At 60.6% G+C, this 25,447-nt stretch carries 23 protein-coding genes and 1 other annotated feature; of the genes, 13 read left to right on the top strand and 10 right to left on the bottom strand.

The window, feature by feature from the left end:
• Positions 1 to 39: 39 nt before the first annotated feature.
• Positions 40 to 1,268 (bottom strand): IS3 family transposase gene (locus A9D13_RS17830; protein WP_373288794.1). Its coding sequence is split into 2 segments (ribosomal slippage): positions 40 to 977 and positions 977 to 1,268, totalling 1,230 coding nucleotides; the frame shifts between segments, so codons are not numbered across the junction.
• Positions 873 to 987, bottom strand: a sequence feature (AL1L pseudoknot). (Overlaps the previous gene by 115 nt.)
• Before the next feature lie 244 nt (positions 1,269 to 1,512).
• Here A9D13_RS17830 and A9D13_RS17820 point away from each other — a divergent pair.
• The 10 genes from A9D13_RS17820 to A9D13_RS17780 all read left to right on the top strand — a co-directional run bounded on the left by A9D13_RS17820 (position 1,513) and on the right by A9D13_RS17780 (position 16,270).
• Positions 1,513 to 3,153: an acetolactate synthase large subunit gene (locus tag A9D13_RS17820; protein ID WP_011413840.1), complete on the top strand. Its 1,641-nt coding sequence runs from the start codon at positions 1,513 to 1,515 to the stop codon at positions 3,151 to 3,153.
• Entirely contained in the window at positions 3,150 to 4,556 is a 1,407-nt protein-coding gene (locus A9D13_RS17815) for an aldehyde dehydrogenase family protein (RefSeq protein WP_010412709.1), read from the top strand. The genes A9D13_RS17820 and A9D13_RS17815 overlap by 4 nt, the downstream gene beginning before the upstream one ends.
• 430 nt (positions 4,557 to 4,986) lie before the next feature.
• Positions 4,987 to 5,430, top strand: a complete 444-nt coding sequence (locus A9D13_RS20230) for a CBS domain-containing protein (protein WP_010412712.1) — start codon at positions 4,987 to 4,989, stop codon at positions 5,428 to 5,430.
• Positions 5,431 to 5,525: 95 nt separating this feature from the next.
• Positions 5,526 to 5,936, top strand: coding sequence for a hypothetical protein (locus A9D13_RS17810; protein ID WP_010412715.1), 411 nt, complete (start codon positions 5,526 to 5,528; stop codon positions 5,934 to 5,936).
• A gap of 123 nt (positions 5,937 to 6,059) precedes the next feature.
• Positions 6,060 to 7,295: a TolC family protein gene (locus tag A9D13_RS17805; protein WP_010412718.1), complete on the top strand. Its 1,236-nt coding sequence runs from the start codon at positions 6,060 to 6,062 to the stop codon at positions 7,293 to 7,295.
• Positions 7,292 to 8,800, top strand: a complete 1,509-nt coding sequence (locus tag A9D13_RS17800; protein WP_011413841.1) for an efflux RND transporter periplasmic adaptor subunit — start codon at positions 7,292 to 7,294, stop codon at positions 8,798 to 8,800. The genes A9D13_RS17805 and A9D13_RS17800 overlap by 4 nt, the downstream gene beginning before the upstream one ends.
• Positions 8,797 to 11,964: an efflux RND transporter permease subunit gene (locus tag A9D13_RS17795; RefSeq protein ID WP_010412724.1), complete on the top strand. Its 3,168-nt coding sequence runs from the start codon at positions 8,797 to 8,799 to the stop codon at positions 11,962 to 11,964. Before A9D13_RS17800 ends, A9D13_RS17795 begins: the two co-directional genes overlap by 4 nt.
• A 74-nt stretch (positions 11,965 to 12,038) precedes the next feature.
• Positions 12,039 to 12,326 (top strand): copper-binding protein, encoded by a 288-nt coding sequence (locus A9D13_RS17790; RefSeq protein ID WP_244884887.1) that lies wholly within the window; start codon positions 12,039 to 12,041, stop codon positions 12,324 to 12,326.
• A 92-nt stretch (positions 12,327 to 12,418) separates the two neighbouring features.
• The gene (locus A9D13_RS17785) at positions 12,419 to 13,927 is read left to right on the top strand and encodes a multicopper oxidase family protein (RefSeq protein ID WP_011413843.1); all 1,509 of its coding nucleotides are present in this window, start codon (positions 12,419 to 12,421) and stop codon (positions 13,925 to 13,927) included.
• Between the two features lie 12 nt (positions 13,928 to 13,939).
• Positions 13,940 to 16,270: a heavy metal translocating P-type ATPase gene (locus tag A9D13_RS17780; RefSeq protein WP_010412733.1), complete on the top strand. Its 2,331-nt coding sequence runs from the start codon at positions 13,940 to 13,942 to the stop codon at positions 16,268 to 16,270.
• Between the two features lie 46 nt (positions 16,271 to 16,316).
• Here the strand turns inward: A9D13_RS17780 and A9D13_RS17775 are convergent, their stop codons facing one another.
• Both A9D13_RS17775 and A9D13_RS17770 read right to left on the bottom strand, forming a co-directional pair.
• Positions 16,317 to 17,120 (bottom strand): sulfite exporter TauE/SafE family protein, encoded by an 804-nt coding sequence (locus tag A9D13_RS17775; protein ID WP_010412736.1) that lies wholly within the window; start codon positions 17,118 to 17,120, stop codon positions 16,317 to 16,319.
• Positions 17,121 to 17,151: 31 nt separating this feature from the next.
• A complete protein-coding gene (locus A9D13_RS17770; protein ID WP_010412740.1) occupies positions 17,152 to 17,481 on the bottom strand; it encodes an ArsR/SmtB family transcription factor in 330 nt (109 codons plus the stop codon).
• Between the two features lie 99 nt (positions 17,482 to 17,580).
• Between A9D13_RS17770 and A9D13_RS17765 the strand changes: the two genes are divergently transcribed.
• From A9D13_RS17765 to A9D13_RS20225, 3 genes are read left to right on the top strand one after another with little or no spacing between them, the layout of a single operon-like run.
• Entirely contained in the window at positions 17,581 to 18,033 is a 453-nt protein-coding gene (locus tag A9D13_RS17765) for a protein tyrosine phosphatase family protein (RefSeq protein WP_010412743.1), read from the top strand.
• A gap of 44 nt (positions 18,034 to 18,077) precedes the next feature.
• Complete coding sequence (locus A9D13_RS17760; protein WP_010412746.1) at positions 18,078 to 18,986, top strand: MBL fold metallo-hydrolase; 909 nt, start codon at positions 18,078 to 18,080, stop codon at positions 18,984 to 18,986.
• Between the two features lie 40 nt (positions 18,987 to 19,026).
• The gene (locus A9D13_RS20225) at positions 19,027 to 19,473 is read left to right on the top strand and encodes a DoxX family protein (protein ID WP_081432281.1); all 447 of its coding nucleotides are present in this window, start codon (positions 19,027 to 19,029) and stop codon (positions 19,471 to 19,473) included.
• Between the two features lie 78 nt (positions 19,474 to 19,551).
• On the opposite strand, the gene A9D13_RS17755 is transcribed toward A9D13_RS20225, so the two are convergent.
• The 7 genes from A9D13_RS17755 to A9D13_RS17725 form a co-directional block, all read right to left on the bottom strand.
• On the bottom strand, positions 19,552 to 20,904 hold the full coding sequence (locus A9D13_RS17755) for an MBL fold metallo-hydrolase (protein ID WP_010412751.1): 1,353 nt from the start codon (positions 20,902 to 20,904) through the stop codon (positions 19,552 to 19,554).
• 71 nt (positions 20,905 to 20,975) lie between these two features.
• Positions 20,976 to 21,680: an NAD(P)-dependent oxidoreductase gene (locus A9D13_RS17750; RefSeq protein WP_010412754.1), complete on the bottom strand. Its 705-nt coding sequence runs from the start codon at positions 21,678 to 21,680 to the stop codon at positions 20,976 to 20,978.
• Positions 21,681 to 21,773: 93 nt separating this feature from the next.
• Entirely contained in the window at positions 21,774 to 22,262 is a 489-nt protein-coding gene (locus tag A9D13_RS17745; RefSeq protein WP_010412757.1) for a DUF6692 family protein, read from the bottom strand.
• Positions 22,259 to 22,786 carry a DUF305 domain-containing protein gene (locus A9D13_RS17740; protein ID WP_010412760.1) on the bottom strand — a complete coding sequence of 176 codons (528 nt, stop codon included), beginning with the start codon at positions 22,784 to 22,786 and terminating at the stop codon, positions 22,259 to 22,261. The genes A9D13_RS17745 and A9D13_RS17740 overlap by 4 nt, the downstream gene beginning before the upstream one ends.
• Complete coding sequence (locus A9D13_RS17735) at positions 22,783 to 23,196, bottom strand: potassium channel family protein (protein WP_066776710.1); 414 nt, start codon at positions 23,194 to 23,196, stop codon at positions 22,783 to 22,785. Before A9D13_RS17735 ends, A9D13_RS17740 begins: the two co-directional genes overlap by 4 nt.
• A complete protein-coding gene (locus A9D13_RS17730) occupies positions 23,193 to 23,942 on the bottom strand; it encodes a glutaredoxin family protein (RefSeq protein WP_165327860.1) in 750 nt (249 codons plus the stop codon). Before A9D13_RS17730 ends, A9D13_RS17735 begins: the two co-directional genes overlap by 4 nt.
• Positions 23,943 to 24,054: 112 nt before the next feature.
• Positions 24,055 to 25,338: an APC family permease gene (locus A9D13_RS17725; protein ID WP_229665353.1), complete on the bottom strand. Its 1,284-nt coding sequence runs from the start codon at positions 25,336 to 25,338 to the stop codon at positions 24,055 to 24,057.
• Positions 25,339 to 25,447: the final 109 nt, after the last annotated feature.

The following is a 25,447-nucleotide window of genomic DNA, read 5'->3' as shown; positions in this document are numbered from 1 at the left end:
TGAAGCGTCCCGGATTTTCCGGAGGCAGTTTCAATTGAGTCATGCGACCATATCGAGGTTCCCTCTAGCTGCATAGTAATTGGCTTCGGCCTCAGCGGGTGGGATGTGCCCGATGGGGCCGAACAGACGCTGGTTGTTGAACCAATCGACCCAGCGTAGCGTTGCCATTTCCACGGCCGACACGCTTGGCCATGATCGCTGCCGCCAGATCACTTCCGCCTTGTAGAGGCCGTTGATCGTCTCGGCCAAAGCGTTGTCGTAACTGTCGCCAACGCTGCCAACGGACGGGACGAGGTTGGCCTCTGCCAAGCGCTGGGTGTAGTTCATGGCCAGATATTGGACGCCCCTGTCGCTGTGATGGATCAGGCCGTCATCAGGGCCAGGCCTGCGCGCATGGATCGCCTGTTCCAGAGCATCGAGCACGAAGCCGGCGGTCGCCGACGTGCTGACCTTCCAGCCCACGATCCGGCGGGCATAGGCATCGATCACAAATGCCACGTAGACGAACCCGGCCCAGGTGTGGACATAGGTAAAGTCGACCACCCACAAAGCGTTCGGCCGGCTGACGCGGAACTCGCGGTTGACCTTGTCGAGCGGGCACGGCGCCTTGGGGTTGCTGACGGTCGTGACCGTCGTCTTGCCTCGTCGCACGCCTGCCAGCGACATGGTGCGCATCAACCGTTCCACGGTGCACTTGGCCACAGCGATGCCCTCGCGGCGTAACTGGTGCCAGACCTTGCGGGAACCGTAGAGGCCAAAGTTGTTGTCATGGACACGCCTGATCTCTTCCTTGATCTCATCATCGCGCCGGGCACGGGCCGGACGCCTGGTAGGATCTGCAAGCCGGGCAGCATGCTCGTGGTAGGAGGACGGGGCGATCGCCAGTTCACGGCAGATCGGCTCGATACCCAGTTCCTCACGGTGCGTGTCGATAAACGACATCACCATTTGCCGTGGCGGTCGAGCTCCGCCTGAGCAAAATATGCGGATGCCTTGCGGAGTATCTCGTTGGCCCGGCGCAACTCCTTCACTTCGCGTTCCAGCGCCTTGACCCGGTCCCGGTCGCTGGCGGCCTGCGCCGCTGGTCCCGCTCGTCGGCTCGCCTCCTCACGGCACCAGCGGCGCAGCGTCTCGGTCGTGCAGCCAACCTTCCCGGCAATCGAAGACAACGCTGCCCATTCCGACGGGTAATCCCCCCGGTGCTCATCCACCATTCGCACCGCGCGGTCACGAAACTCTGGCGAAAACTTGTTCCTTGTAGCGCTCATTCTGGCTCCTTCTCACAAATAGGAGCCTCCGGAAAACCCGGGACGCTTCAGAGTCCCTACCTTCTTGCCAAATCCAAAGGTCATGTTTTTAGGATACTTTTTGCGGCTACGCGCATTTCAGAACATTCGCTGAACGGCATGGTGCGAATGAGGCGAGGCTCCTTGCGTCTGTGACTCTCTTTGCGGTTGTAGTGAGAAAGCATTGCCGTAGGGCATTCATGCTTCTGAAAAGGGAATATCGAAAATGAAAGCCTCTGACTTGTTTATCGCTGCATTAGAGGCTGAAAAGGTGGAATACATCTTTGCCGTTCCCGGCGAAGAAAACCTCGACCTGCTGGAATCCCTGCGCACGTCCTCAATCGAATTGGTATTGACGCGCCATGAGCAAGGTGCGGGCTTTATGGCGGCGACCTATGGCCGTCTGACCGGCAAGGCGGGGGTTTGCCTCGCAACTCTCGGGCCTGGTGCGACGAACCTGACAACTCCGGCGGCCTATGCCGCGCTCGGGGCCTTTCCGCTCATCATCATCACCGGGCAGAAACCGATAAAGACATCGAAACAGGCGCAGTTCCAAATTGTCGACGTTGTTTCGCTGTTTACTCCGCTATGCAAGGCTTCGACCCAGATCGTGAACGGCAATCGCATCCCCTCGCTCGTTCGCGAAGGTTTCCGACTTGCTCAGGAAGAAAGACCGGGCGCTGTGCTGCTCGAGCTTCCGGAAGATATTGCTGAAGAGGAAACGATCGAACCGGTCATACCGCCGCATCAAAGGCGTTATGCGGTCGCCGGAGATGCGGCGCTCGACGAAGCGGCCGAGCGGATCATCGCGGCTGAGCGGCCACTGCTGCTAATCGGAGCCGGAGCAAACCGCCGCCGCGCTTCGAAGGCGCTGCGGAAATTCGTGTCCGATACCGGTTTTCCCTTTTTCGACACCCAGATGGGCAAGGGCGTGGTCGACGAAGATAGCGAACTCTATCTGGGCACCGCGGCCCTATCTTCGGACGATTATGTTCACTGCGCGATCGAGAAGGCCGATCTGATCGTCAATATCGGTCACGACGTGGTGGAGAAGCCGCCATTCTTCATGGAGCCGGACGGTCAGACTGTCATTCATATCAATTACAAGGCGGCCGAAGTCGATCAGGTCTATTTCCCGCAGCTGGAAGTCATCGGTGACATTGCCGGTTCGGTCGAGCGGCTGGGAAACCGTTTGGATGGCAACTTGCAGTGTGATCGCAGCTACTACACCGCCCTGCATCACGAGATTGCTTCGCACATTTCCGAAACCAGCGACGACGACCGTTTTCCAATGGTTCCCCAACGCGTCGTTGCCGACGTTCGCAGCGTAATGGCACGCGATGATATCGTCGCGCTCGACAACGGCATCTACAAGATCTGGTTCGCTAGAAACTACATCGCTCATGAGCCTGGCACCATTCTGCTCGACAATGCATTGGCGACGATGGGCGCGGGCCTTCCATCCGCCATGATGGCGGCGATTCTCACGCCCGGGCGCAGGGTTCTCGCGGTGTGCGGCGATGGCGGGTTCATGATGAACTCGCAGGAACTGGAAACGGCCGTCAGGCTTGGCCTGAACCTCGTCGTGCTCATCCTGAACGACGCGGCATACGGCATGATCCGGTGGAAGCAGGGCCAGCTCGGCTTTCCGGACTACGGCCTGACCTTTTCCAATCCCGACTTTGTCACTTATGCCAAGAGCTATGGAGCGACCGGCCACCGTGTCGAGCGAAGCGCGGATCTGGTTTCGGTCCTGAACGCCGCATTCGAGGCTGGCGGCGTGCACCTTGTCGACCTGCCCGTCGACTATTCCGAAAACAAGAAAGTGCTGATCGACGAACTCGGCGCGAAGGTGTGCGAGCTATGAAAACGATCGTTCACAATCCCTTCGACCGCTCGCCGATTGCAGAAGTGGCGCTTGTCGACTGGGCTCAAATCGATGAATGGCTGAATGAAGCGCAGTTGCTCCACCGCGAACGCAGTTGCTGGCTTGCTGTGCATGAGCGTATCGCCATCCTCCGGCGAACGGCGGATATCATGCGCGAACGAGCCGAAGAACTGGCTCTCCAGATCGTCAGGGAGGGCGGCAAGCCCCTGGTCGATGCGCGGGTGGAAGCCGGTCGCGCGATCAATAGCGTCGACTTGTGCGTTCAGGCGCTGAGCGATGGCGGGGGCCACGAGATCCCCATGGACCTGACAGAAGCGGGTGCGGGTAGGACGGCGTATACATTCCGCGAGCCGATCGGTCCTGTCGTGGCGATCTCGGCATTCAATCACCCCCTCAACCTGATCGTCCATCAGGTTGGACCGGCGGTAGCAGCCGGGTGCCCCGTTCTTATCAAGCCTGCGCTGGAAACACCTCTGTCATGCCAGAGCTTCGTGAGCATTCTCCATGAAGCCGGCCTGCCTGAGGCCTGGTGCCGGTTCGCACCTTGCGGCAACGACATCGCCGAAAGAATGGTAACCGATTCGCGCACGGCGTTCTTCTCATTCATCGGTTCTGCGAAAATCGGCTGGATGCTTCGCTCGAAGCTGGCGCCGGGAACCCGCATTGCTCTCGAGCACGGCGGTGCGGCGCCGGTAATCGTGGACAGCGGCGTGGAGCGCGCAGCAGTGATCGCCTCGTTGCTCAAAGGCGGGTTCTATCATTCGGGTCAGGTCTGCGTTTCCGTACAGCGCGTATTCGTCCCTGCTGCAGAATTGAAAGACTTCGCCAATGACCTAGGGCGAGCTGCCGAAAAGCTCGTCGTGGGCGATCCCGCCGTTGCTGAAACCCAATGCGGCCCCTTGATCCGGACGGAGGAAGTCGACCGCGTCGAACGCTGGGTCGATGATGCCATCGCAGCAGGCGGCACCCTGGTGTGCGGGGGAAGCCGTCTGAGTGACACTCTTTTCTCTCCGACCGTCATTCTCGATCCTCCCGAAAGTGCCAATGTGTCCCGGCAAGAAATCTTCGGCCCCGTGATCTGCGTGTATGGCTATGACGATATCGACCTGGCTATCGAGCAGGCCAATGCCCTGCCTTACGCCTTTCAGGCCGCTGTATTCACCGATCGGCTGTCAATCGCCAATCATAGCATCGGCTCTCTGGCTGGATCGGCTGTGATGGTGAACGACCATACGGCATTCCGCGTGGACTGGATGCCCTTTGCAGGCCTGCGCCGCTCCGGCCTTGGTGTCGGCGGGATCGCCTACACGATGGCGGATATGAGCTTTGAAAAAATGGCCGTCTGGAATTGGCCAGAGGGTGGTTTTCGATCAGATCGATAGGAGCGTTCGATGATTGTCCCGCACACGGTCTATTGAAAGAGCAGTGACTTATCGCTGCTACCCGATCTTCAACATCATGAAGACTGAGACGAGAGATGGCCGCGAATTCTTCATAAAGCGGGCAGACATTTGCATTAGGGCGGCTATCGCAGCGGAGACTGTGAAGAGCAATGAAGCGGGCCGGTGCCTGTGCCTCACGCCTCTCGGCGGACCCATACTTCTGTATTCCTGGGCTTCTGGGTAAGGCCTATTCAGATGCTAGCGCCTTCCATGAGGTGGCGAATGCCATTCTACAGCTTTCGTTCGGCATGACCGTGCCCGTTCGTCCATATCGATTTCATCCGGAAATGCGAGAGGAACATTATCCGGCGCCTCGCCGTTGCAATGGTACGCAAATATTCAGGTATTTAATAGAAATTGGAGACATATCATGGAAGCCAAGAATGTGATGACCTCGAATCCTGCATGCTGCAATCCTTCGACCAGTGTACGGGAGGCCGCTAATCTCATGGTGAAAAACGACTGCGGCGAAATTCCGGTTGTAGATGATTCCGGCACACTTGTCGGTGTGATTACCGATCGTGACATTGCTTGTCGCTGCGTTGCAGACGGCAAGTCTTCTGACACGTCGGTAGAAGACGTGATGACAAGCTCTCCGATTACTGTGACACCCGACACGAGTGTCGATGATTGTCGCAGCAAAATGGAGGACAACAAAGTTCGGCGGCTTCCTGTTGTGGACGAGAGTGGCAAATGTTGCGGCATCGTTTCACAAGCCGACATTGCTCGGCATGCGAACGAAAAAGAGACCGGCGATCTGGTGCGTGAGGTATCGGAACCCACCGAGGAAGCGTCAAAGTCAGGTTGCTGTTAGGCAAATTTGGGCAATAGGTTTGGGCTTCGGGTTTGCTGAAGCGAAAACATAAATCTGGCCTTTGTCTTCAGCCTGATAACCGACTTGCACGTCGTATGCGTTCGGACTATCCCAAACCGGTGACGTATATTCGTGCTCTTACTTTGATCTGCTTCAGCTTCGGCCTGTTTGTGCAGGTCGCAGCACAGGCAGCTGTTCCGCAGATTGAAGTGGCCGGAACGACTGATTGCGCTGAAATGGTGCAAGGCATGCCCAATCACCCAATGCCCGGGCAGGTGATCGCCGATAAGGACAAGGTCGATCAGCACGGGCCTTGCCGCGAGATGACACTCGATTGTCTTGTTGCTATGAATTGTCTCCCGCCGCTGGCGCTCACCGCTGCGGGACTTGCGCAAACAGAATCGCTTTTTGTTGCGCCTCAGTACCTTTCCGCGAGTGCCAGCAGGCTCGAGAGCCAGCCGCTACCGCCGGAATCGCCACCTCCACAACCCCAGCTCACCATCTAGCATTTCCCGGGCGGTGCATCGCGCCGCTTGCGAGCTTGACGGATAAACAGGCCCAGCGCCCGGTTGCTCGCCCGCGTGCGCCGTGGCCCTTCCCGGTCAGCTCGCTTTGAAAGAGTAAGAATTATGGATTGGCGCATTGGCTGGGTGCCGTTTTCGGCCCTGCTCGCCGCGCAGACTGCCCAAGCACAGTCTGTCGGATACGAGGAAATACTGGCGGTAGCACGAGGCGAACAACCCGTTCTGGAAGCTGGCGCGCTGCGTGTACAATCGCGGCGCGAGGCAGCGGAAGCGGCGGATGAGCTTCCCGATCCGCGCGTACGCGCAGGTATCATGAACCTTCCTGTGACCGGACCTGCCGCGTTCGACCCAGACCGGCAACTCCCCACGCAGATCGCAATCGGTATCGAGCAGGAAATCCCAAATCTCGCCCGTCGACGGGCGAGGTTCGGCGTTGCCAGTTCGGAAGTGCGGCTCGCCGAGGCACGCCTTGGCATGGCCGAGCGTATTCTTCTCGCCGATGCGGGCACGGCCTGGGTCCGGCTCCATTATGCGCAAGCGCGGCTTGATCTTGCCCAGGCTGCGCTGGACGACCTGAGAGCATTCGTTCCGGTTGCCAACAGTGCAGTTGCTTCGGGGTCGGCCCGCCCGGCGGAGAGCCTGGCAATCCGGCGCGAGCTACTCGGAATTGAAGACGCGATTACCGCTATCGAAGCCGAGCGCGAGACTGCGCAAGCGCAGATTTCCCGATATATACCGCTCGCAGATCCGGTTGCTTTGGGAGCCGCGCCATCGGCTGTCCTCGATGAGGAGCAGCTGCGGTTCGAGCTCGAAAGCAATCCCGAAATCCTGCTGGCCGATGCCGAACGAGGCCGGGCCGAAGCCGGTGTCGCGCTCGCACGCGCCGAGAAACGACCCGATTTCGGGGTGAGCGTCACCTATGGTCGCCGCAATCCTGATTTCGGCGATGCGGTGTCGATCATGGGGTCCATTACACTGCCGATCTTTACCGACCGGCGGCAGAATCCGCGCATTGCCGCTGCCGAAGCCGAAGCCGCTGCCGCATCGGCCGAGCGCGAGGATCGCAGGCGCGCGTTGGTTGCCGGTTTCGAAGCTGATCTGGCAACCTGGCGCAGCACAGTGCGGCAATGGGGACGCGCGCGTGACGAGCTTCTTCCGCTGGCGCGCGACCGCGCGGACCTCGATACAGCGAGTTTCGCGGCCGGGCGTGCCGATCTCGTCGATGTGATTGCGGCGAAATCCGCGCTCGCGCTGCTCGAACTGGAGATACTCGAGCGCGAACAGGCAGCTGTCGAGGCGGCGGTGAGGCTGCGACTGACCTACGGGGAGAGCAGGCCATGAACTCCGCGCTCGAACGATTCACACCGCGCCAGCGCATGTATGCGGCTGGACTTGGTATTGCTCTGGTCAGTCTGTTGGCGGGCTACGGTCTCTCAATGCTCGGCAGCGAGAGCGGCGGCGATGCAGCGACAGATACGGGCTGCGAGGACGTGCTCTATTGGTACGATCCGATGGTCCCTGACCAGCGCTTCGACGAGCCGGGCAAATCTCCTTTCATGGACATGCAGCTGGTCCCCAAATGCGCGGGCGGCGACGCGCAGGGCGCCGGGGGTGTGAGTATCGATTCGACGCTCGTCCAGAATTTCGGGATCCGGACTGCTGAAGCGGAATATGGCGTGCTGGAGCCTGAAATCAGCGTCACCGGCACGCTCGCATATAACGGCAGCGAGATGGCGATCGTTCAGCCGCGCGCCGGCGGCTATGTTCAGCGGACCTACGGCCATGCACCGCAGGACCTGATTGCCAGAGGCGCTCCGATCGTCGACATTCTTGTGCCCGAATGGGGCGGCGCACAAAACGAGTATCTTGCTGTTGCCGCAACCGGCGACGAAGCGTTGACCCGGGCCGCCCGCGAGCGCCTGCGGCTGCTTGGCATGCCGGACTCGATGATCGCCTCGGTCACCCGAAGCGGAAGACCGCAAACGATCATCACCGTCACAGCACCGCAATCGGGCGCGATCACGTCGCTCGCAGTAAGGCCGGGCATGACCGTGGCGGCGGGCCAATCGCTGGCCGAGATCAGCGGGTACAGTCCGATCTGGCTCGAGGCGGCGGTACCCGAGGCACTGGCTGGCAACGCGCGTGTCGGGCAGCCGGTGAGCGCCACGCTCACTGCCTTTCCCGGCGAACGGTTTGCCGGACGCATCATCGCCATTCTGCCGAGCGCGCAAGATGCGAGCCGCACGATAACCGTGCGGGCAGCGATGCCCAATCCGGGCCTGCGGCTCAAGCCGGGAATGTTTGCCCAAGTGATGCTCGCGCCTGAACGGCGCGAAGCGCTGCTGGTCCCTTCGGAAGCTGTCATTCGCACCGGCGAGCGGACCCTGGCGATGATCGCGCAGGGAGGTGGCGGCTATCGGCCCGCCGAAATCCGTATCGGCCGCGAAGCGAACGGACGGACCGAAGTCCTTGCCGGGCTGGCTGCAGGAGAGAGAGTGGTCACCTCGGGCCAGTTCCTGCTCGATTCCGAAGCCAGCCTTGCGGGCATCGACGTGCGTCCCGTCGATCAGGCACCATCCGGTGCGAGCGAAGACCGAGGGTCGGACGATGCAGATGAACCGCAGACTTATCGCGCGACCGGGACGATCGAGCGCATAAACGCCAACAGCGTGACCTTGCGCCACGGTCCGGTGCCTGCGCTCGAATGGCCGGCAATGACCATGCCCTTTGCCAGCGAAGGACCGGAACAGCTGCGCGGTTTTGCGCGCGGCGACCGGGTCTCCTTCACATTTGTGCAAGCCAGTACGGGGCCGCGCATCGTCTCGATCCGGAAAATCGGCCAATGATCGCGCGCATCATCGATAGCTCGATCGCCAACCGCTTTTTCGTGGTGCTGGCAGCGATCGGGTTGGCGCTGGCCGGTTTCTGGGCGGTACGGACGACGCCCGTCGATGCCCTGCCGGACCTTTCCGATGTACAGGTGGTGATCCGCTCGAACTATCCAGGTCAGGCGCCCCGTATCGTCGAGGACCAGGTGACCTATCCGATGGCCACGACCATGCTGTCGGTCCCCGGTGCCAAGACCGTGCGCGGCTATTCCTTTTTCGGAGACAGCTACGTCTATGTGATCTTCGAGGACGGGACCGACCTCTACTGGGCGCGCTCTCGCGTTCTGGAGTATCTGAACCAGGTCCAGAACCGCTTGCCCGACGGGGTTCAGAGCACACTCGGCCCTGATGCAACCGGGGTGGGCTGGATCTACGAATATGCGCTGGTCGACCGCAGCGGCGGTCACGACTTGGCCGGGCTCAGGAGCCTGCAGGACTGGTTCCTGCGCTACGAGCTGAAAACCATTCCCGGCATCGCCGAAGTCGCCAGCGTGGGCGGCATGGTCAAGCAGTACCAGATCGTGCTCGACCCCTATCGCATGGCTTCGCTGGGCGTGACGCACGCGCAAGTGGTCCGCGCGGTGCAGGCAGGCAATCAGGAAACCGGGGGCTCTATCGTCGAAATGGGCGAGGCCGAATATATGGTCCGTGCCTCGGGCTATCTCGGCACGCTGGCGGATTTTCGCAGCATACCCTTGCGCGCCGAAGCGGGCGGCACTCCGGTAACGCTGGACGATGTGGCCAATATCCAGATCGGCCCGGAGCTGCGGCGCGGCATTGCGGAACTCAACGGCGAAGGCGAGGTTGCCGGCGGTATCGTCATTCTGCGCCAGGGCGCCGATGCGCGCAGCGCAATTGCGGCGGTCGAAGCGAAGCTCGAACAATTGCAGGCAAGCCTGCCCGAAGGGGTCGAGATCGTCACCACCTACGACCGTTCGCAATTGATCGATGCTTCGGTCGAAAACCTGACCTCCAAGCTCATCGAGGAATTCATTGTCGTTGCCCTGGTGTGCCTGCTGTTCCTGTGGCACGCGCGCTCGGCACTCGTCGCGGTCGTCACCCTTCCGCTCGGCGTGCTCGCGGCCTTCATCGTGATGCGCTTTCAGGGCGTAAACGCGAACATCATGTCTCTTGGCGGGATCGCCATCGCGGTCGGCGCGATGGTCGATGCTGCGGTGGTGATGATCGAGAACGCCCACAAGCATCTGGAGCGCTGGGCCGAGGAGAACCCTGACACGGTTCTGTCCGTCCAGGAGCGCTGGCGGATCGTCGCGGATGCCTCGAAGGAAGTCGGCCCGGCGCTGTTTTTCAGCCTGCTGATCATCACCTTGTCGTTTCTGCCGGTGTTCACCTTGCAGGCGCAGGAGGGACGGCTGTTCGCACCGCTGGCCTTTACCAAGACCTATGCCATGGCGGCTGCTGCGATCCTGTCGATCACTCTGGTTCCGGTGCTGATGGGATGGCTGGTGCGCGGAAAGATTCCGGCAGAGGACAGCAACCCGGTCAATCGCGTGCTGACCCGGGCCTATCGGCCCGGGCTAGACTGGGTGATGCGCCGCCCGAAGACCGCTTTGGTCATCGCTGGGCTGGTCTTCCTGACCACGCTCGTTCCCTTCTCGCGGCTTGGCGGCGAATTCCTGCCGCCGCTCGACGAAGGCGACCTGCTCTACATGCCCAGCGCCCTGCCTGGATTGTCTCCCGGAGAGGCGTCAGCGCTGCTACAGCGCACCGACCGGCTGATCATGACCGTACCGGAAGTCGAAACCGTGTTCGGCAAGGCCGGGCGCGCCGATACCGCCACCGATCCCGCCCCTCTCACAATGTTCGAGACGACCATCCGCTTCAAACCACGCGATGAGTGGCGCGAGGGCATGACACCGGATATGCTGGTCGAGGAACTGGACCGCGCCGTGCAGGTGCCTGGCCTTGCCAATGTCTGGGTGCCGCCGATCCGCAACCGGATCGACATGCTCGCAACCGGGATCAAGAGCCCGATCGGGGTCAAGGTTTCGGGCGAAGATCTCGGCGAGCTGGAACGCGTCGCGCTCCAGATCGAACAGGCGGCAAAGAACATTCCCGGCGTCAGTTCTGCGCTGGCTGAAAGGCTGTCGGGAGGCCGCTATGTCGATGTCGATATCGACCGGCTGGAAGCGGCCCGCTACGGTCTCAACATCGCCGACGTGCAGCAGATCGTCTCCGGCGCAATTGGCGGTGCCAATGTGGCCCGTACAGTCGAAGGCCTCGCAAGATACCCGATCAATGTTCGCTATCCGCGCGAGATCCGCGACAGTGTCGACGAGCTGCGCAATCTGCCGGTGCTGACCCCGTCTGGTCAGCAGATCACGCTTGGTACCGTTGCGCAGGTGCGTGTGACCAGCGGCCCGCCCATGCTCAAGAGCGAACAGGGCCGTCCCACAAGCTATGTCTATATCGATGTGCGCGGGCGCGATCTGTCTTCTGTGGTTGGCGATCTGCAGGAGGTTATCGCGGCCGAGGTCGATCTGCCTCCGGGCGTCAGCCTGTCCTATGCCGGGCAGTTTGAATATCTCACGCGGGCCTACGAACGTCTGCAGATCGTCGTTCCGGCTACGCTCGCGATCATATTCCTGCTGCTTTACCTGATCTTCCGCCGGTTCGACGAGGCGCTGCTCATCATGGGCACCTTGCCGTTCGCGCTGACAGGCGGCTTCTGGCTGCTTTACCTGATGGGATACAACCAGTCGGTCGCGACCGCCGTCGGCTTCATCGCGCTGGCCGGGGTGTCAGCCGAATTTGGCGTCATCATGCTGATCTATCTGAAAGCTGCGCTGGAGCGGCGCGGTGAGGACCCGGATGCGGAGGAAGTCTCCGCCGCCATCCGTGAAGGGGCATTGTTGCGCGTCCGGCCCAAGGCAATGACCGTCGCGGTCATCCTCGCCGGCCTGTTTCCGATCCTGATCGGCACTGGGGCTGGCTCCGAAGTGATGAGCCGCATCGCCGCGCCGATGATCGGCGGGATGATCACCGCGCCGCTCCTGTCCATGTTCGTGCTTCCCGCAGCCTATCTGTTGCTGCGTCGTCCCCGGCCGGAACGGCCAACCCAACCCCAAGGAGAAGAAGAATGCGTCACACAACCCTCATAACCCTATTGGCCGCGCCGCTGGCGCTGGCAGCCTGCGATTCTGGCCAGGACACTGCCGAGATGGAGGACATGCCGATGGCTGAAGATGCAATGATGATGGACGGCCAGGATATGCCGATGGCGGATACCGGCAACGCAATGCAGTCCGCGAGTGCGCAAGGCACCGTCACCGCCATCGACGCCGAAGCGGGTACGATCACCGTCGACCACGGCCCGGTTCCCGCAATCGAATGGCCGGCAATGACCATGGCGTTCGAAGCCGATGAGCAACTGCGCAGCGAAGTAAGCGTCGGTGAGGGCATTGCCTTTGAATTTCGTACTGGTTCTGAAGGCAGTGTGATCACGTCGATCACGAAGGAGTAAATCGGTTGGGCGGTGCCAGGCAAATCTGGTGCCGCCCATCGCGAAACAGGAGGAGCATGATCCGGACACCCCGCATAACCCAGGCATTCCCCGTGGACCGCCGCACACTGATCAAAAGCGCTGGTTTTGCTGCTGCAGGCTTTGCCGCGTTCCCGCTTGCGGGATGCAAAGCGCAAGACGCATCGATGCTGGACAGCACTGACGGATCCAATTTGCTCGCTATACCGCCCTTGCAGCGTGGCGAGATTGAGCAGGGCGCACGGGTTTTCCGCTTGTCTTTGACCCCAGGCCAGAAGGAATTCGTCACCGGTGTTGCTTCGCCCACCATCGGCATCGACGCACCCTATCTGGGACCGACGCTGGAAATGCGCCGGGGCGAGTGGGTGCAGTTCCATATCGACAACAAGCTGGCCGAAGGCGCTACGGTCCATTGGCATGGTTTCGAACTTCCTGCCGCAGCCGATGGCGGACCGCATCAGTTGATCCGTCCCGGCGAACGCTGGAGGCCTTCTTTCCAAGTTCGCCAGCGGGCTTCGCTCTACTGGTATCATTCACACTTGGAGCGCGGAGCCGGGCCGCAGGTCTATGCCGGGCTCGCCGCACCGATCTATGTTCGCGACGACGAGGAAGAGCGCCTCGACTTGCCGAGCGACTATGGCGTCGACGACATTCCGCTGATCGTGCAGGACCGCGTGATCGATGGATCCGGCCGCTTGGTGTACCCGCTGAGTATGCACGCGCGGATGATGGGCGTGCGCGGGAGCCGGATATTCGTCAACGGCACTGAAAACGCTGTGTTCGACGCACAGACAGGCCAATTGCGGCTGCGCATCCTCAATGGATCGAACGCCCGCCTTTACGATTTTTCGCTCGAAGGTGATCGTTCGATGCAACTGATCGCGAGCGATGGCGGCTTGCTCGATCGTTCGCACATCGTCCGCTCGGTCAGGCTCGCCCCGGGGGAGCGCGCGCAGGTAATTATCGATCTCTCGGAAGGACGCCCGCTTCGCCTTCTTGCCAGCAGTCCCGAAAACGCCATGGGCATGATGGGCGGACGCGGAATGATGGGCGGCGGGATGATGGGGCGCGGCGATAGCGGCGATGCTTCCGCAGACGTGTTTCAAATCCTCGATATCAGGCCGGCAAGTTCGGCCCAGCGCATCAGGGTGCCGACACAACTGGCATCGCTTGCTCCAACCGACCCGTCGTCAGCCGTCCGAACCCGGCGTTTCGTTCTCGACATGGGCATGATGGGCGGCGGAATGTCCATTAACGGTGCTGCGATGGACATGAATGTGATCAACGAACGTGTGCCAGTCGGCCAATGGGAAATCTGGGAGATCGCCAACGCTTCGATGATGGCCCACCCGTTTCATATCCATAACGTCCAGTTTCGTGTGATCGACCGCGATGGCCGAGCGCCCCCACCATTGGAAACCAGTTTGAAGGATACCGTGATCGTCAACCCGCGCGAGCAGGTACGCCTTCTCCTGCGTTTTGAAGAACACACCGACCCAGACCTGCCCTACATGTATCACTGCCACATTCTCGAACACGAGGATGCAGGCATGATGGGGCAGTTCGTAGTCGTGAAGAGCTAGGAAGGACAGGCGATGAGCAAGGACCAGAGTGTGATCGAGGGTACCGCGATCGACCCGGTATGCGGCATGAGCGTTGCAATCGACGGGGCTCAGCATATCGCGACGCATGAGGGCGCGACACACTATTTCTGTTCGCCGCGCTGTCACGACAAGTTCGTCACCGATCCCGAGCTCTATCTCTCGGGCGCGCATCTCGACGCGGTCGAGGATGTGCCCGAAGGCACGATCTACACCTGTCCGATGCACCCTGAAATCCGCCAGCCCGGGCCGGGTTCATGCCCGATTTGCGGCATGGCGCTCGAACCGGAAACCGTTTCGCTGGGCGATGGCCCCGACCCCGAACTGGTCGACATGCTGCGTAGGTTCTGGTGGAGCGCGCTGCTCACGCTGCCTCTGTTCGTCTATGCGATGAGCGACATGGCACCGGGGCTCAGTTTCGACCGTCTGATAGAACCGGCCTGGGCGCAGTGGGCGCAATTTGCGCTCGCAACCCCGGTGGTTCTATGGGGCGCCTGGCCGTTCTTCGTTCGGGCCATCCAGTCGCTCAAGACGCGCAATCTCAACATGTTCACCCTGATCGGGTTCGGCGTGGCCATCGCCTATCTTTTTAGCGTCGTGGCGACGGTCGCGCCCGATCTGTTCCCTGCAGCGTTCCGCGACCATTCGGGACGGGTCGGGGTCTATTTCGAGGCGGCAGCGGTCATCACGACGCTCGTTCTGCTCGGACAGGTCCTCGAGCTCAAGGCCAGGGGTTCGACCTCGAGCGCCTTGCGCGCACTGCTCGAGCTGGCACCGCCCAGCGCGGTCAAGATCTTTGGCTCAGGCGACGAGCGCGAGGTGCCGCTCGATCAGCTAACCACAGGCGATCGTCTGCGCGTTCGACCCGGCGACAAGGTTCCCGTCGATGGCGAAATCGAGGAGGGATCGAGCGCGATCGATGAATCCATGATCAGCGGCGAACCGCTTCCGGTCGCCAAACAGGCTGGCGACATTGTCATCGGCGGCACGGTCAACCAGACTGGAGGGTTCGTCATGCGCGCAACCGGCGTGGGCAAGGACACGATGCTGTCCAAGATCGTCCAGATGGTGGCCGACGCGCAGCGCAGCCGCGCACCGATCCAGCGGCTCGCCGATCAGGTGGCTGGCTGGTTTGTGCCTGCGGTGGTTGTGATCGCCATCGCCACCTTCGTGGTCTGGGCAATCTGGGGTCCCGCCCCTGCGCTTGCCTACGCATTGGTCAATGCCATTGCGGTCCTGATCATCGCTTGTCCCTGCGCGCTTGGCCTCGCTACGCCGATGTCGATCATGACAGGCACAGGCAAGGGTGCCCAGCACGGCATCCTGATCCGCAATGCCGAAGCGCTGGAGACACTCGAGAAGATCGATACGCTGGTGGTCGACAAGACCGGCACGTTGACGATAGGCAAGCCCGATCTGGTGGCGGTGAAGCCTGCAGACGGCATCGACGAAACTGAATTCCTGGCAGCGGTTGCAGGTGTCGAAATGGGCAGCGAGCATCCGCTGGCCCATGCCATCGTCGAAGGCGCAAAAGCGCGCGGCGTCTCGCCCGCCAATGCCACGGATCTCGCTTCGACGACCGGGGAAGGTGTTGAAGCCAATGTCCAGGGGGGCCGGGTTGCGATCGGCAACGAAAAGATGATGCGGCGCGTCGGGATCGATGACGAGGCCTGGCTCGGCTCGGCCGAAAATGGCCGCAAGCAGGGTCAGACGGTGATGTTCGTTGCGTTCGATGGCCGTCCGGCAGGGCTCATCGCGGTGGCCGATCCGATCAAGCCTACCAGTGCAGCGGCCATTGCGGCTCTGCACAAGCGCGATATCCGGGTCGTTATGCTCACGGGCGACAGCCGCGGCACTGCCGAAGCGGTCGCGCGCGAAATGGGTATCGACGAGGTACACGCCAATGTCTCGCCCGAAGACAAGCACCGCAAGATCGAAGAGCTGAAAGCGCAAGGTCGCCGGGTCGGCATGGCCGGGGACGGGATCAACGATGCTCCTGCGCTGGCTGCCGCCGATGTTGGTATTGCCATGGGCACTGGTACCGATGTGGCGATCGAAAGCGCCGGGGTCACACTGGTTCGTGGTGATTTGACAGGAGTGGTGCAGGCCACCGTGCTGTCGCGCGGAACGATGCGCAACATCCGGCAGAACCTGTTTTTCGCCTTCGCTTACAATACGCTCGGCATTCCGGTCGCAGCAGGCGTACTGTTTCCATTCTTCGGAGTGCTACTCAGCCCGATGATCGCGGCAGCGGCGATGAGCTTGTCTTCGGTGTCTGTGATCGGCAACGCCCTGCGTCTGCGCGGCTTGAGCTTCGCCCGGTGAACAGCAGTGTTGATCCTTCGGACAATTCGGTTCGAAAAGGCAGCGATCACGTTATGGCTGTTATCGCCCATTGGCCGCTTATGAAGATGCCAACGAGGATGATGACCGCCGCGAATATAAAGTTCAGCGCTCGTTTGCGCTTAGCCAACAGGTTCGATGCGCGAGTACCCAGCCAGCCGCCTATACCGCCGCCGCCGATGAAAAACGCGGCAATCTCCCAATCGACGAGTCCGTCGAGGGCGTAATTGGCGGCTGTGGTCGTACCGAAAGCGGCTACAGAGACCAGCGAGGAGCCGATCGCGTTGAGAATCGGCATGGCCGTCGCGGCAACCAGACCCGGCACCACCAGAAAGCCCCCGCCGATACCGAAGAAACCGGACAGTCCGCCTACCAGCAATCCTCCGAACGCGAGGCGCGGGGTGAGGCGCAGCGCCGTGGCTCGGGTGAGCTGGACATCCGGGTCGGATCCGCCCGATTTCTCGCGCAGCATCGAGAGGCCGACGACAATCATCACCAGACCGAACAGGCCCAAAAGCAGATCGCCCGATGTAATTTTTCCCAGGCTTGATCCGGCGGCAGCTCCGACAACGCCGAATGCTGCGAATAGGCCTGCGCAGCGCCACTTCACATTGCCGCCTCGCGCATGGAACAATAAGTTTGCCAAGGCGCTGGCCGCCACCGCAGCAGCGGACGTGGCGATAGCGACATGGGTGTCGTGAACACCGACGACATACACAAGCAACGGCACTGCGAGGATCGATCCCCCACCGCCGAGTAGTCCAAGCGAAAAGCCCACGAGGAGGCCCGAGGTAAGCGATAGGAGCGCCACGATGACGCCGATATCCATCATCCGGGATTGTCCAACATAACTGAAAGCCTGTTCAATGGCCGTCTGCTGGACCGGTCGTATCGTCGGCGGAGCTGCAATAGATGGCGTAGAGCGTTTCCAGCACCCGGCGCGGCGCATCGCCGCAAAGCGAATAATGGATCGTGCGGCCATCGCGCCGCGCTGCGACCAGGCCATCCTTCCGCATAAGCGCCAGATGCTGCGAAACCACGGTTTCCCGAAGTTCCAGCAGTTCGGCCAGCTCGCCCACGCTGCGCTCGCCTTCAACCAATTGGCAGGCGATCATCAGGCGGTTGTGGCTGCCCAGCGCCTTGAGCAATGCCACCGCCTTTTCGGCTTGATCGCGAATATCTTCGGCTTTCATACTTGCATATATGCGAAGGTATGAATATAAAGTCAATCGTAATCTGCTGCCGCGCAATCGCGGACCCGGACCTTTGAACCTGAACCAGGATGATGCCTTATGACCCAAATCAAGATCCTCAATGGCAGATTCGCCGTCTCGACCGCTCCGCCTTCCGAGGGCGACCTGCGCGCATTGGCGGAGGATGGTTACAAGGCGGTCGTCAACCTGCGCTGCCAGGATGAGGCGGATCAGCCTCTCGCCCCGGACCGCGAAGGTGAAGTGGTGGCATCGCTCGGCCTTGAATATTGTCACTTGCCGGTGGCGGGCGGCACCATATCGGACGAGCTCGTCGATGAGTTCAGGGCCAGTGTCGAAGCGCTTCCGAAGCCGGTGCTGGTCCATTGCGCCTCGGGCAAGCGCGCAGGAGCCTTCACAATAATGCATCTGGCGTCGCAGCAGGGAATGAGCGGCGATGCGACCCTACAGAAGGCGGCGGATATGGGCTTCGTGTGCGACGAACCGGCGCTGGAAAACTTCGTCCGTAATTACGTCGACCGGGCGCAGGACTGACCTACGCAGAACCGCTCTCAACCAGCATACGAAAAGACTATTCGATGAAACCCGACATAGAGGCATTTTTCGACACGAACACGAACACCGTGACCTATGTCGTGTCCGATCCTGCAACCAAGGCGTGCGCGGTGATCGATCCGGTGCTCGATTTCGATGCCGCAGCGGCGCGAACGGCGACTAAGTCCGCCGATAAAGTGATCGAATTCGTCCGGCAAATGGATTTCAAGTGCGAGTGGATCCTGGAAACCCATGTCCATGCCGATCACCTTTCCGCCGCACCCTACATCCGCCGCGCACTAGGCGGCAAACTTGCTATTGGTAGCGAGATCACCGTCACGCAGAACACCTTCGGGCCGATATTCAATGCCGGAGTGGACCTGCCACGCGATGGACGCCAGTTCGACCATTTGTTTGCCGATAATGACAGCTTTGACCTAGGCGCCATATCGGCCCAGGCACTCCATACGCCGGGACATACGCCCGCGTGCATGACCTATGTTATCGGAGACGCCGCCTTTGTCGGCGATACGCTGTTCATGCCCGATTACGGCACGGCGCGGGCCGATTTTCCCGGCGGCGATGCACGCACGCTCTATCGCTCTATTCGCCGGATTTTCGAGCTACCGGAGGAGACGCGGCTGTTTATGTGCCACGACTACCTGCCGGAGGGCCGCTCGCAGCACCAATGGGAAACGACGGTGAAAGAACAAAAGCACAGCAACATTCATATCCATGCCGGGGTCGACGAGAATGCATTTGTAGCCATGCGTGAGGAGCGCGACAACCAGCTGGGTATGCCGCGCCTCATCCTGCCATCAATCCAGGTCAACATTCGCGGAGGGAATATGCCTCGCGCAGAAGGAAACGGTACGATCTATCTGAAACTGCCGGTCAACGTTTTGGGTGAACCACAGACGCCTCCCGAAGAAACTGGTCCGCGCACCCAATAAGTCTGCCATCGACGTATCAACCTGAGGGGGAAAGAACTCTATGATCCGGAATATGGAAAACAGCCTAGCGACATGGGCCGCAAAAGTGCGATTGATCGATCCGGTCTTCCGCCTCTGTTTGAGCCTCATATTCATCATAGGCGGATTGGGGCATTTTCTTGCGCATGAATATATGCTGGGCCGGATGGCATTGTCGCCATGGAAAGATCACGTTGCTCTAATTGGAGATGCGTCCATTCTTTTGTGGCTGTCTGGCTTGGTTTTCATCGGTGCAGGAACATCACTGGCCTTGGGGTGGATGACCCGGCTCTCATGCACCGCGTTATTTCTTACCCTCGTTCCGATAACTCTTGCGATCCATATCGCCCCAGGTCACACAGGTCCTTTGCTCAAAAATATCGCTATCCTGGGGGCGCTGGCATTCGTCTTCGTTCGAGGACCAGGAAGTCACTCGATGGATAAAGCGCCCGGTCGCGCTGCTCGTTGAGCGAAGAGCAAGCTCACCTACCACATACGAGCAAAATCTCGCAAAAGATTTTGGCTTGCTTTTCAAGATTTTGGCGCTTCAGCCGGAGGCGTTTGTCCACGCCCCCATAGAGCCCAGATAGATATCGAGGTGCTCGAAACCCTTGCTGGCCAGCCAACCCGCCGCAACGCTCGCCCGCATGCCGCTCGCGCACATCAGCGTGTAGTGGCGGTCGCGGTCGAGCTCTTCCCACCGCGTGTTGAGCTCACCGACATAGATATGTCCTGAGCCGTCGATGCTTGCTTCTTGCCGTTCGTCCGCGTCGCGCACGTCGAGCAAGGTCCACTCGCCGCTGTCTTGATCGAGCCTGCGCGCGACTTCCTCGGTGCCAATCATGGGAATGCTGCGCATCGCTTTGCCCTGTGCGGCGGCTGGAACCACGCCGACATAGCCGCCCACAACATTATCGAGACCGATGCGCACCAGATGGGCCATGGCCTGGGCTAGCTGGCCTTCCTCGGAAGCAATGAGGGCGATCCTGTCGCCTTCACCGAGGAACCATCCGGCAAAGGCCGGTATCATTCCAACCGGAAGGCACATGGCACCCGGCAGATGGCCGGCAGCGTAGGCGAGCGGCTCGCGCACATCGACCAGGTGATCGGCGCCGCTCTCGCTAAGGTCTTCCAGCCCCAGACGCCTTGGCCGCATGACGCGCGGCGCGGCATCGGACCCTGCAAGGTTGAGCCGCTCCATCAGCCGGAAATAGGGCGGCTGGTAGTGGTGCTCTGCTACCTTCGCCTCGATGAACTCGTCGCGGTCGGAGATGCGCAGGCGCGGGTTGTTGCGCCGCTCGTGGCCGATTGTCGAGAATTCCCGGTCCGCCATTCCCGACCCGCAGACCGAGCCCGCACCATGCGCCGGGTAGATAATCGCCTGATCGCCGAGGCCGCAAAGTTTCTGCAGGGAGTCGAATAGAAGGCCCGCGACTTCTTCCTTGCGCTCGGGATAGAAATCGGTGCGCCCGACATCGCCGACGAACAGGGCATCGCCGGTAAAGACGCCGACCGGCCCCTCGGAATATTCGCTGTCATGGATGACGAAAGCGAGATGATCGTCGGTGTGTCCAGGTGTTTCAAGCACTTCGATCTTCAATTGACCCAGCTCGAAACAATCGCCTTCGCGCGCGGTCCTGGCAAAGATGACTTCGCCTGCCGCGTTGGGCCCGTGATAGACCGTGGCTCCTGTCAAATTGGCCAAGATCGGCGAGCCGCTGAGCAGATCCTCATTGCGATGGGTTTCGAAGATATGCGTTATCTCCAGCCCTTCGGCCCGGGCCTTTTCGACATAGACCTCGCAGTCCCGGCGCGGATCGATGACCGCTGCCTTTCCGCCCGAGCCGATGATGTAGGAAAGGTGTGAGAGACCGGGGGTTTTGATTTTCTCCAGAAACATGCGACTTCCTTGTCTGTTGCTCAAAGTCTGTAACGTTCGGGCTCGTTACAGATTGAAAAATGTTACGACGTTTAATCGATCCCGAGTTCGGCCTTGATGGCGGCAGGACTTTCGAAACGTTCGGCTTCGGGCCTGCCGATGGCAGGCTTTGCGTTGATCCAGGTATCTTCGCACACGAATTCAAGCAGGCTCGCCGCTAGATCAGCATGACGGCAGCGGAAACAGCCTTCTGCCAAGCGTTCGTCCGTAATGACGGCATCGCCGGTGTAAGGCTCATCCAGCAGCCAGCCCGGCCGTGCGGCCGTCCATTTGATACCTTGGGCGTCGCTGAGCATCGCTTCCATGGCGCGCATCTGCTCGAGTATATTGAACAATGCAGGCTTGGCGGTGAGCTCAAACCAGGCCGGGACGCTCGACTGATGTTCGACAAAGGCAGCGGAGATCACGGCAATGCGGTCGATCTTCGTCTGTGCCATCGCCCCGAGCAGGTTGCGCGTGCCATCGGTATAAAGCGGCGGTGGATCGATCGCATTGCCCGGACCAAAAGCGACACCGAGGGTCGAGATAACCGCGCGGCAGCCATCGAGATCGCCAGCGAAATCGTCCGACAGCACATCGCATTCGATATATTCGAAGTCGCCCACCCGCTCGTCTGGTCCGGGCACCGTGTGTTCGAAGGCGCGGATCGGTATGTCCCGGGCAAGGGCATGCCTCAGTAGCTCGGTGCCGGTCTTCCCGCCTGCGCCGAAGACAGCGATGGGCCTCGTATCGGTCATCTGCTTGTTCCTGTTAAAACTGGTGAGGGCGACGAAGGGCGGAGGCGCGGGCGCATGGGGTAACCGACGGCCCGCCCATGCGCCCTGCCAGTATCAGGCTCCCTCGGCTGGACAGGTGGTATAGCCCCAAAAGCCAAACTCATCCTTGGCTCTTGGCGCTGCCACGATCATCTCCTGCATCTGCAGGCTCGCATCGCCTTCATCATCCAGCATGCGGGTTCTGATCCGAAGCTCACCGTTCGAATAGCTGCCGGGGCCATCGGCAGTGACGGGGATCAATTTGCCATTGATCTTGATTGCTCCGCCCCCGTCGCCGTCATAGACAAATGAGGGAAAGGCCACTTCGGTCAGGCGGAACTGGCAGGCCTGTCCTGCGCCCAGAGCAGCAAGATCCGCGTCATTCATGGTCCCGGGAAGCATCAGGCCTGAGTCAACATTTGCCAGTGCACTGGCCGCATCCTCGATCGGCGCGGCAGTGGCAGGCGGGTCGAGCTGGGCTTCGCGGTCGTTGCCCGGAGCGGTGTTCGAATTGCAGGCGGCAAGCGGTAGCGCGATGAGCGCCGTGAAAGCTATCTTGTTCATGGCTGCATCTCCTCGGGCAGGCGTTCTTCGGTCCGAGGACCGTTCTGCTCGATATCGTCGATGAGATATTTCATCTCGGCGATTTCGCGGCGCTGGGCGACGATGATGGCCTGAGCGAGTTCGCGCACGCGAGGATCCTTCAGGCTCGCGCGTTCGCTGGTCATGATCGCGATCGAGTGGTGCGGGATCATCGCTGCCATATATTCGGTATCGTCGACGGTGGTCTGGCTGCGCACCAGCCACAGCGCGAGGGCGAACACGAAGGCGCCGACGCCCAGAATAATGAAGTTCTTGGTCCGGTCCTTGTACATGCCCCACATGAAGAGCAGCATGACAACCATCATCATCGCGCCCATGACAAACATCATCCAGAAGCGCGTTTCGCTCCAGAAAAGATCATCGACGGTAAAGGTGTTGGCATACATCAGGAAGAACATGATCACGGTCGAGGTCGACACCATGGCCATGAATCGCCAGTAGCTGCCGCCCCCTCCCTTGTCCGAGTGGGTCGTCTTTTCAGTCATGCTTTTTCTCCTTTGTGCATCATGGTCCAGAATAGCTGCGCCGAGCAGCTGATGAGAGCGAAGCCGGTGAGGGCCTCGACGCCGGCCAGGACTCTCAGGTGCTCGGTCGGATAAATGTCGCCCAGGCCCAGTGTGGTCACGTTGATGAGCGAGAAATAGAAGTAGTCCATCCAGTCCATGGAAGGCGCCTTGTCGAAACCTCCCAGGCCCCATTGCGCGCCCAGCCAGAAACCTGCGGCAAAAAGGATCGCCACGAGGAAATGCGACGCGAGCACGATCAGCGAAACGGCAAGCTTTGCCTGCGTATCGCGGCGCCGGTCGAGAAGCCGGTGACCGACACCCAGAATGGCAAGGTGCGAAGCGACAGCCGAGAGGAACAGAAAGACGGAGAGAAGGAGCGCGGTGATCATGCGAGAAGCTTCGCGCCCATCCACAGACCCATTCCGATCATGAACAGATTTTCGGTCAGCGAGACAAAGCCGAGCGGCACATTGCTGCTGCCGCCCACGCAGGCGCATTTAAGCTCGCGCTTGTCGATGTAGACAGCCTTGAAGACGCTGACAGCGCCGACTGTGCCGATGAACAATGCCAGCGGGGCCGAGAGCCAGGTCAGCGCGCCCGCGGTCATGAGAATGCCGGCAGCGGCTTCGCCGAACGGGTAGACGAAGCCATAGGGCACCCAGCGCCGTGCGAGCAGGTCGTAGTTGAGGAACATCGTCGAGAAACTGCGCACGTCCTGAAGCTTCTGAACGGCGAGCAGGGTCATCGACAGGCTCACGAACCATTCTGCGGCCCGGACAGTGAAGAGGTCGTCAAAAAACGCCCAGCTCAGCCCTAGCGCGAGCAGCAGCGCGACCGCGAAAATCGCAATGACCGGCTGATAGCTGGTTTCGCCTTCCTCAGGCTGCGAGCGGCTCTTGCCGAAGAATTCGCGGACATCGTCATAGCCGCCAATGCGCTTGCCTTCGATAAAGGTCTGCGGGGTGGTCTCGACGTCGTACTTGTCCTTGAACGCATCGGTTTCCTCCCTGCTGGTCAGGTGATGATCGTCGACCTCGAAGCCTTGCCGCTTGACAAGATCGACCGTCTTGATGCCATAGGGACAGACATGGTCCTCCATCACCATGCGGTAGACCGCCGCTGTTCGGGTCGTCATGAATCGCTCCATCTGTTTTTCTTGACGTTTCGCTTCGTCAACTCAGGTTTTCGGGAAACGGTTTCGAAAAAGCCCGGCGTAAAAGCGGCAAAGCTGGTTGAAGAAGGTGCCATCAACTCTTCTCTCCTGACCGATCATCTTTGTGAGAAGCGGGCGCTTCGGAATTGCGCGAGAGGTAGATCCATTCCCCCACGAACACCGCGACGATGCCGATCGCCGCATAGGCGACAACGGCAGGATCGCTGCGCAATTTGGCCGCGGTAAAGGCTGCGAGGACCACGCCATCTGCCGCGAGTGCTGTAAGAAGTATTGATGCTCGCGCGCCGACTTCCTTGCGCAGGTGACGCAGGACGCCCCAGTGCACCAGCATATCCATGACGAGGTAGAAGAAGGCGCCCAGCGAGGCGATCCGCGACAGATCGAACAGGACGGCAAGCGTCCCGGCAATGACCACCGTATAGACCAGCATGTGGCTGCGTATCCCGCCGCTCATGCCGAAATGGCTGTGCGGGATCATCTTCATGTCGGTCAGCATCGCAAGCATGCGCGACACGGCAAATACGCTCGCGATCACGCCCGAAGTCGTTGCGGCGATCGCGATCGCGACGGTGAAATAGAAGCCCAGTTCTCCCAGCGCCGGACGCGCCGCTGCTGCGAGCGAATAATCGCGCGCCTCGACGATCTCGGATATGCTCAGGCTCGAACCCACCGCCACTGCGACAAGCAGATAGATCAGGATACAGACCGCGATCGAGATCATGATCGTCCGGCCGACATTCTTGTGCGGGTCGACGATTTCGCCGCCGCTATTGGTAATCGTGGTGAAGCCCTTGAAGGCGAGGATCGAGAAAGCAACCGAGGCGAGCAGGGCTTCTGCATTGGTCAGCGAGACGGGCTGCGAAAATGCGCCTGATGAAAAACCGCTGGCCAAGATCGCGGCGACTGCGAACAGCGCGATGCCGCCGATCTTGATGGCGGACATGATAAGCGAGAAGCCGCTTACCGACCTGTTGCCCGCTGCATTGACGAGATAGGCGAAAATGATGACGGCAAGCGCTGCGAGAGAAACGAGCCACCCGCTGCTTTCGAGGCCGAACGGGCGCAGCGCGTAAGTGGCAAAGGTGCGGGCCACGAGGCTCTCGTTAATCACCATCGACAGCGCCATTAGGAGCGAGGCAGAGGCGGCGATCACGCCGGGTCCGTATGCTTTCTGCAAGATCATCGCGATGCCGCCCGAAGACGGCCATTTGTTCGACATCTTGATATAGCTGTACGCCGCCAGCGAGGTTACCAGCGCGCCAGCGATGAAGGATAAGGGGAAGAGCGGACCGGCAAGCTCGGCGATCTGCCCGGTCAGCGCGAATATGCCGGCACCGATCATGACGCCGGTTCCCATCGCCACGCCGCCCAGCAGGGTTATCGAGCCAGCTGTTTCGCTTTGATTCTCGTGCTCATGGTCTTGCAAGACTTTCCCCTGTCGATGGTCTCCCGTTCAAGAAAGATCA

The sequence above is a fragment of the Croceicoccus mobilis genome, from assembly GCF_001661965.1.
Taxonomy (GTDB): Bacteria; Pseudomonadota; Alphaproteobacteria; order Sphingomonadales; family Sphingomonadaceae; genus Croceicoccus; species Croceicoccus mobilis.
This window is presented reverse-complemented; position numbering and strand designations above follow the sequence as displayed.

Excerpts from the sequence above, each read along its gene's own strand:
- A9D13_RS17820 (WP_011413840.1), top strand. The coding sequence starts at position 1,513 with ATGAAAGCCTCTGACTTGTTTATCGCTGCATTAGAGGCTGAAAAGGTG.
- A9D13_RS17815 (WP_010412709.1), top strand. The coding sequence starts at position 3,150 with ATGAAAACGATCGTTCACAATCCCTTCGACCGCTCGCCGATTGCAGAA.
- A9D13_RS20230 (WP_010412712.1), top strand. The coding sequence starts at position 4,987 with ATGGAAGCCAAGAATGTGATGACCTCGAATCCTGCATGCTGCAATCCT.
- A9D13_RS17810 (WP_010412715.1), top strand. The coding sequence starts at position 5,526 with ATGCGTTCGGACTATCCCAAACCGGTGACGTATATTCGTGCTCTTACT.
- A9D13_RS17805 (WP_010412718.1), top strand. The coding sequence starts at position 6,060 with ATGGATTGGCGCATTGGCTGGGTGCCGTTTTCGGCCCTGCTCGCCGCG.
- A9D13_RS17800 (WP_011413841.1), top strand. The coding sequence starts at position 7,292 with ATGAACTCCGCGCTCGAACGATTCACACCGCGCCAGCGCATGTATGCG.
- A9D13_RS17795 (WP_010412724.1), top strand. The coding sequence starts at position 8,797 with ATGATCGCGCGCATCATCGATAGCTCGATCGCCAACCGCTTTTTCGTG.
- A9D13_RS17790 (WP_244884887.1), top strand. The coding sequence starts at position 12,039 with ATGGCTGAAGATGCAATGATGATGGACGGCCAGGATATGCCGATGGCG.
- A9D13_RS17780 (WP_010412733.1), top strand. The coding sequence starts at position 13,940 with ATGAGCAAGGACCAGAGTGTGATCGAGGGTACCGCGATCGACCCGGTA.
- A9D13_RS17775 (WP_010412736.1), bottom strand. The coding sequence starts at position 17,120 with ATGATGGATATCGGCGTCATCGTGGCGCTCCTATCGCTTACCTCGGGC.
- A9D13_RS17770 (WP_010412740.1), bottom strand. The coding sequence starts at position 17,481 with ATGAAAGCCGAAGATATTCGCGATCAAGCCGAAAAGGCGGTGGCATTG.
- A9D13_RS17765 (WP_010412743.1), top strand. The coding sequence starts at position 17,581 with ATGACCCAAATCAAGATCCTCAATGGCAGATTCGCCGTCTCGACCGCT.
- A9D13_RS17760 (WP_010412746.1), top strand. The coding sequence starts at position 18,078 with ATGAAACCCGACATAGAGGCATTTTTCGACACGAACACGAACACCGTG.
- A9D13_RS20225 (WP_081432281.1), top strand. The coding sequence starts at position 19,027 with ATGATCCGGAATATGGAAAACAGCCTAGCGACATGGGCCGCAAAAGTG.
- A9D13_RS17755 (WP_010412751.1), bottom strand. The coding sequence starts at position 20,904 with ATGTTTCTGGAGAAAATCAAAACCCCCGGTCTCTCACACCTTTCCTAC.
- A9D13_RS17750 (WP_010412754.1), bottom strand. The coding sequence starts at position 21,680 with ATGACCGATACGAGGCCCATCGCTGTCTTCGGCGCAGGCGGGAAGACC.
- A9D13_RS17745 (WP_010412757.1), bottom strand. The coding sequence starts at position 22,262 with ATGAACAAGATAGCTTTCACGGCGCTCATCGCGCTACCGCTTGCCGCC.
- A9D13_RS17740 (WP_010412760.1), bottom strand. The coding sequence starts at position 22,786 with ATGACTGAAAAGACGACCCACTCGGACAAGGGAGGGGGCGGCAGCTAC.
- A9D13_RS17735 (WP_066776710.1), bottom strand. The coding sequence starts at position 23,196 with ATGATCACCGCGCTCCTTCTCTCCGTCTTTCTGTTCCTCTCGGCTGTC.
- A9D13_RS17730 (WP_165327860.1), bottom strand. The coding sequence starts at position 23,942 with ATGACGACCCGAACAGCGGCGGTCTACCGCATGGTGATGGAGGACCAT.
- A9D13_RS17725 (WP_229665353.1), bottom strand. The coding sequence starts at position 25,338 with ATGGGAACCGGCGTCATGATCGGTGCCGGCATATTCGCGCTGACCGGG.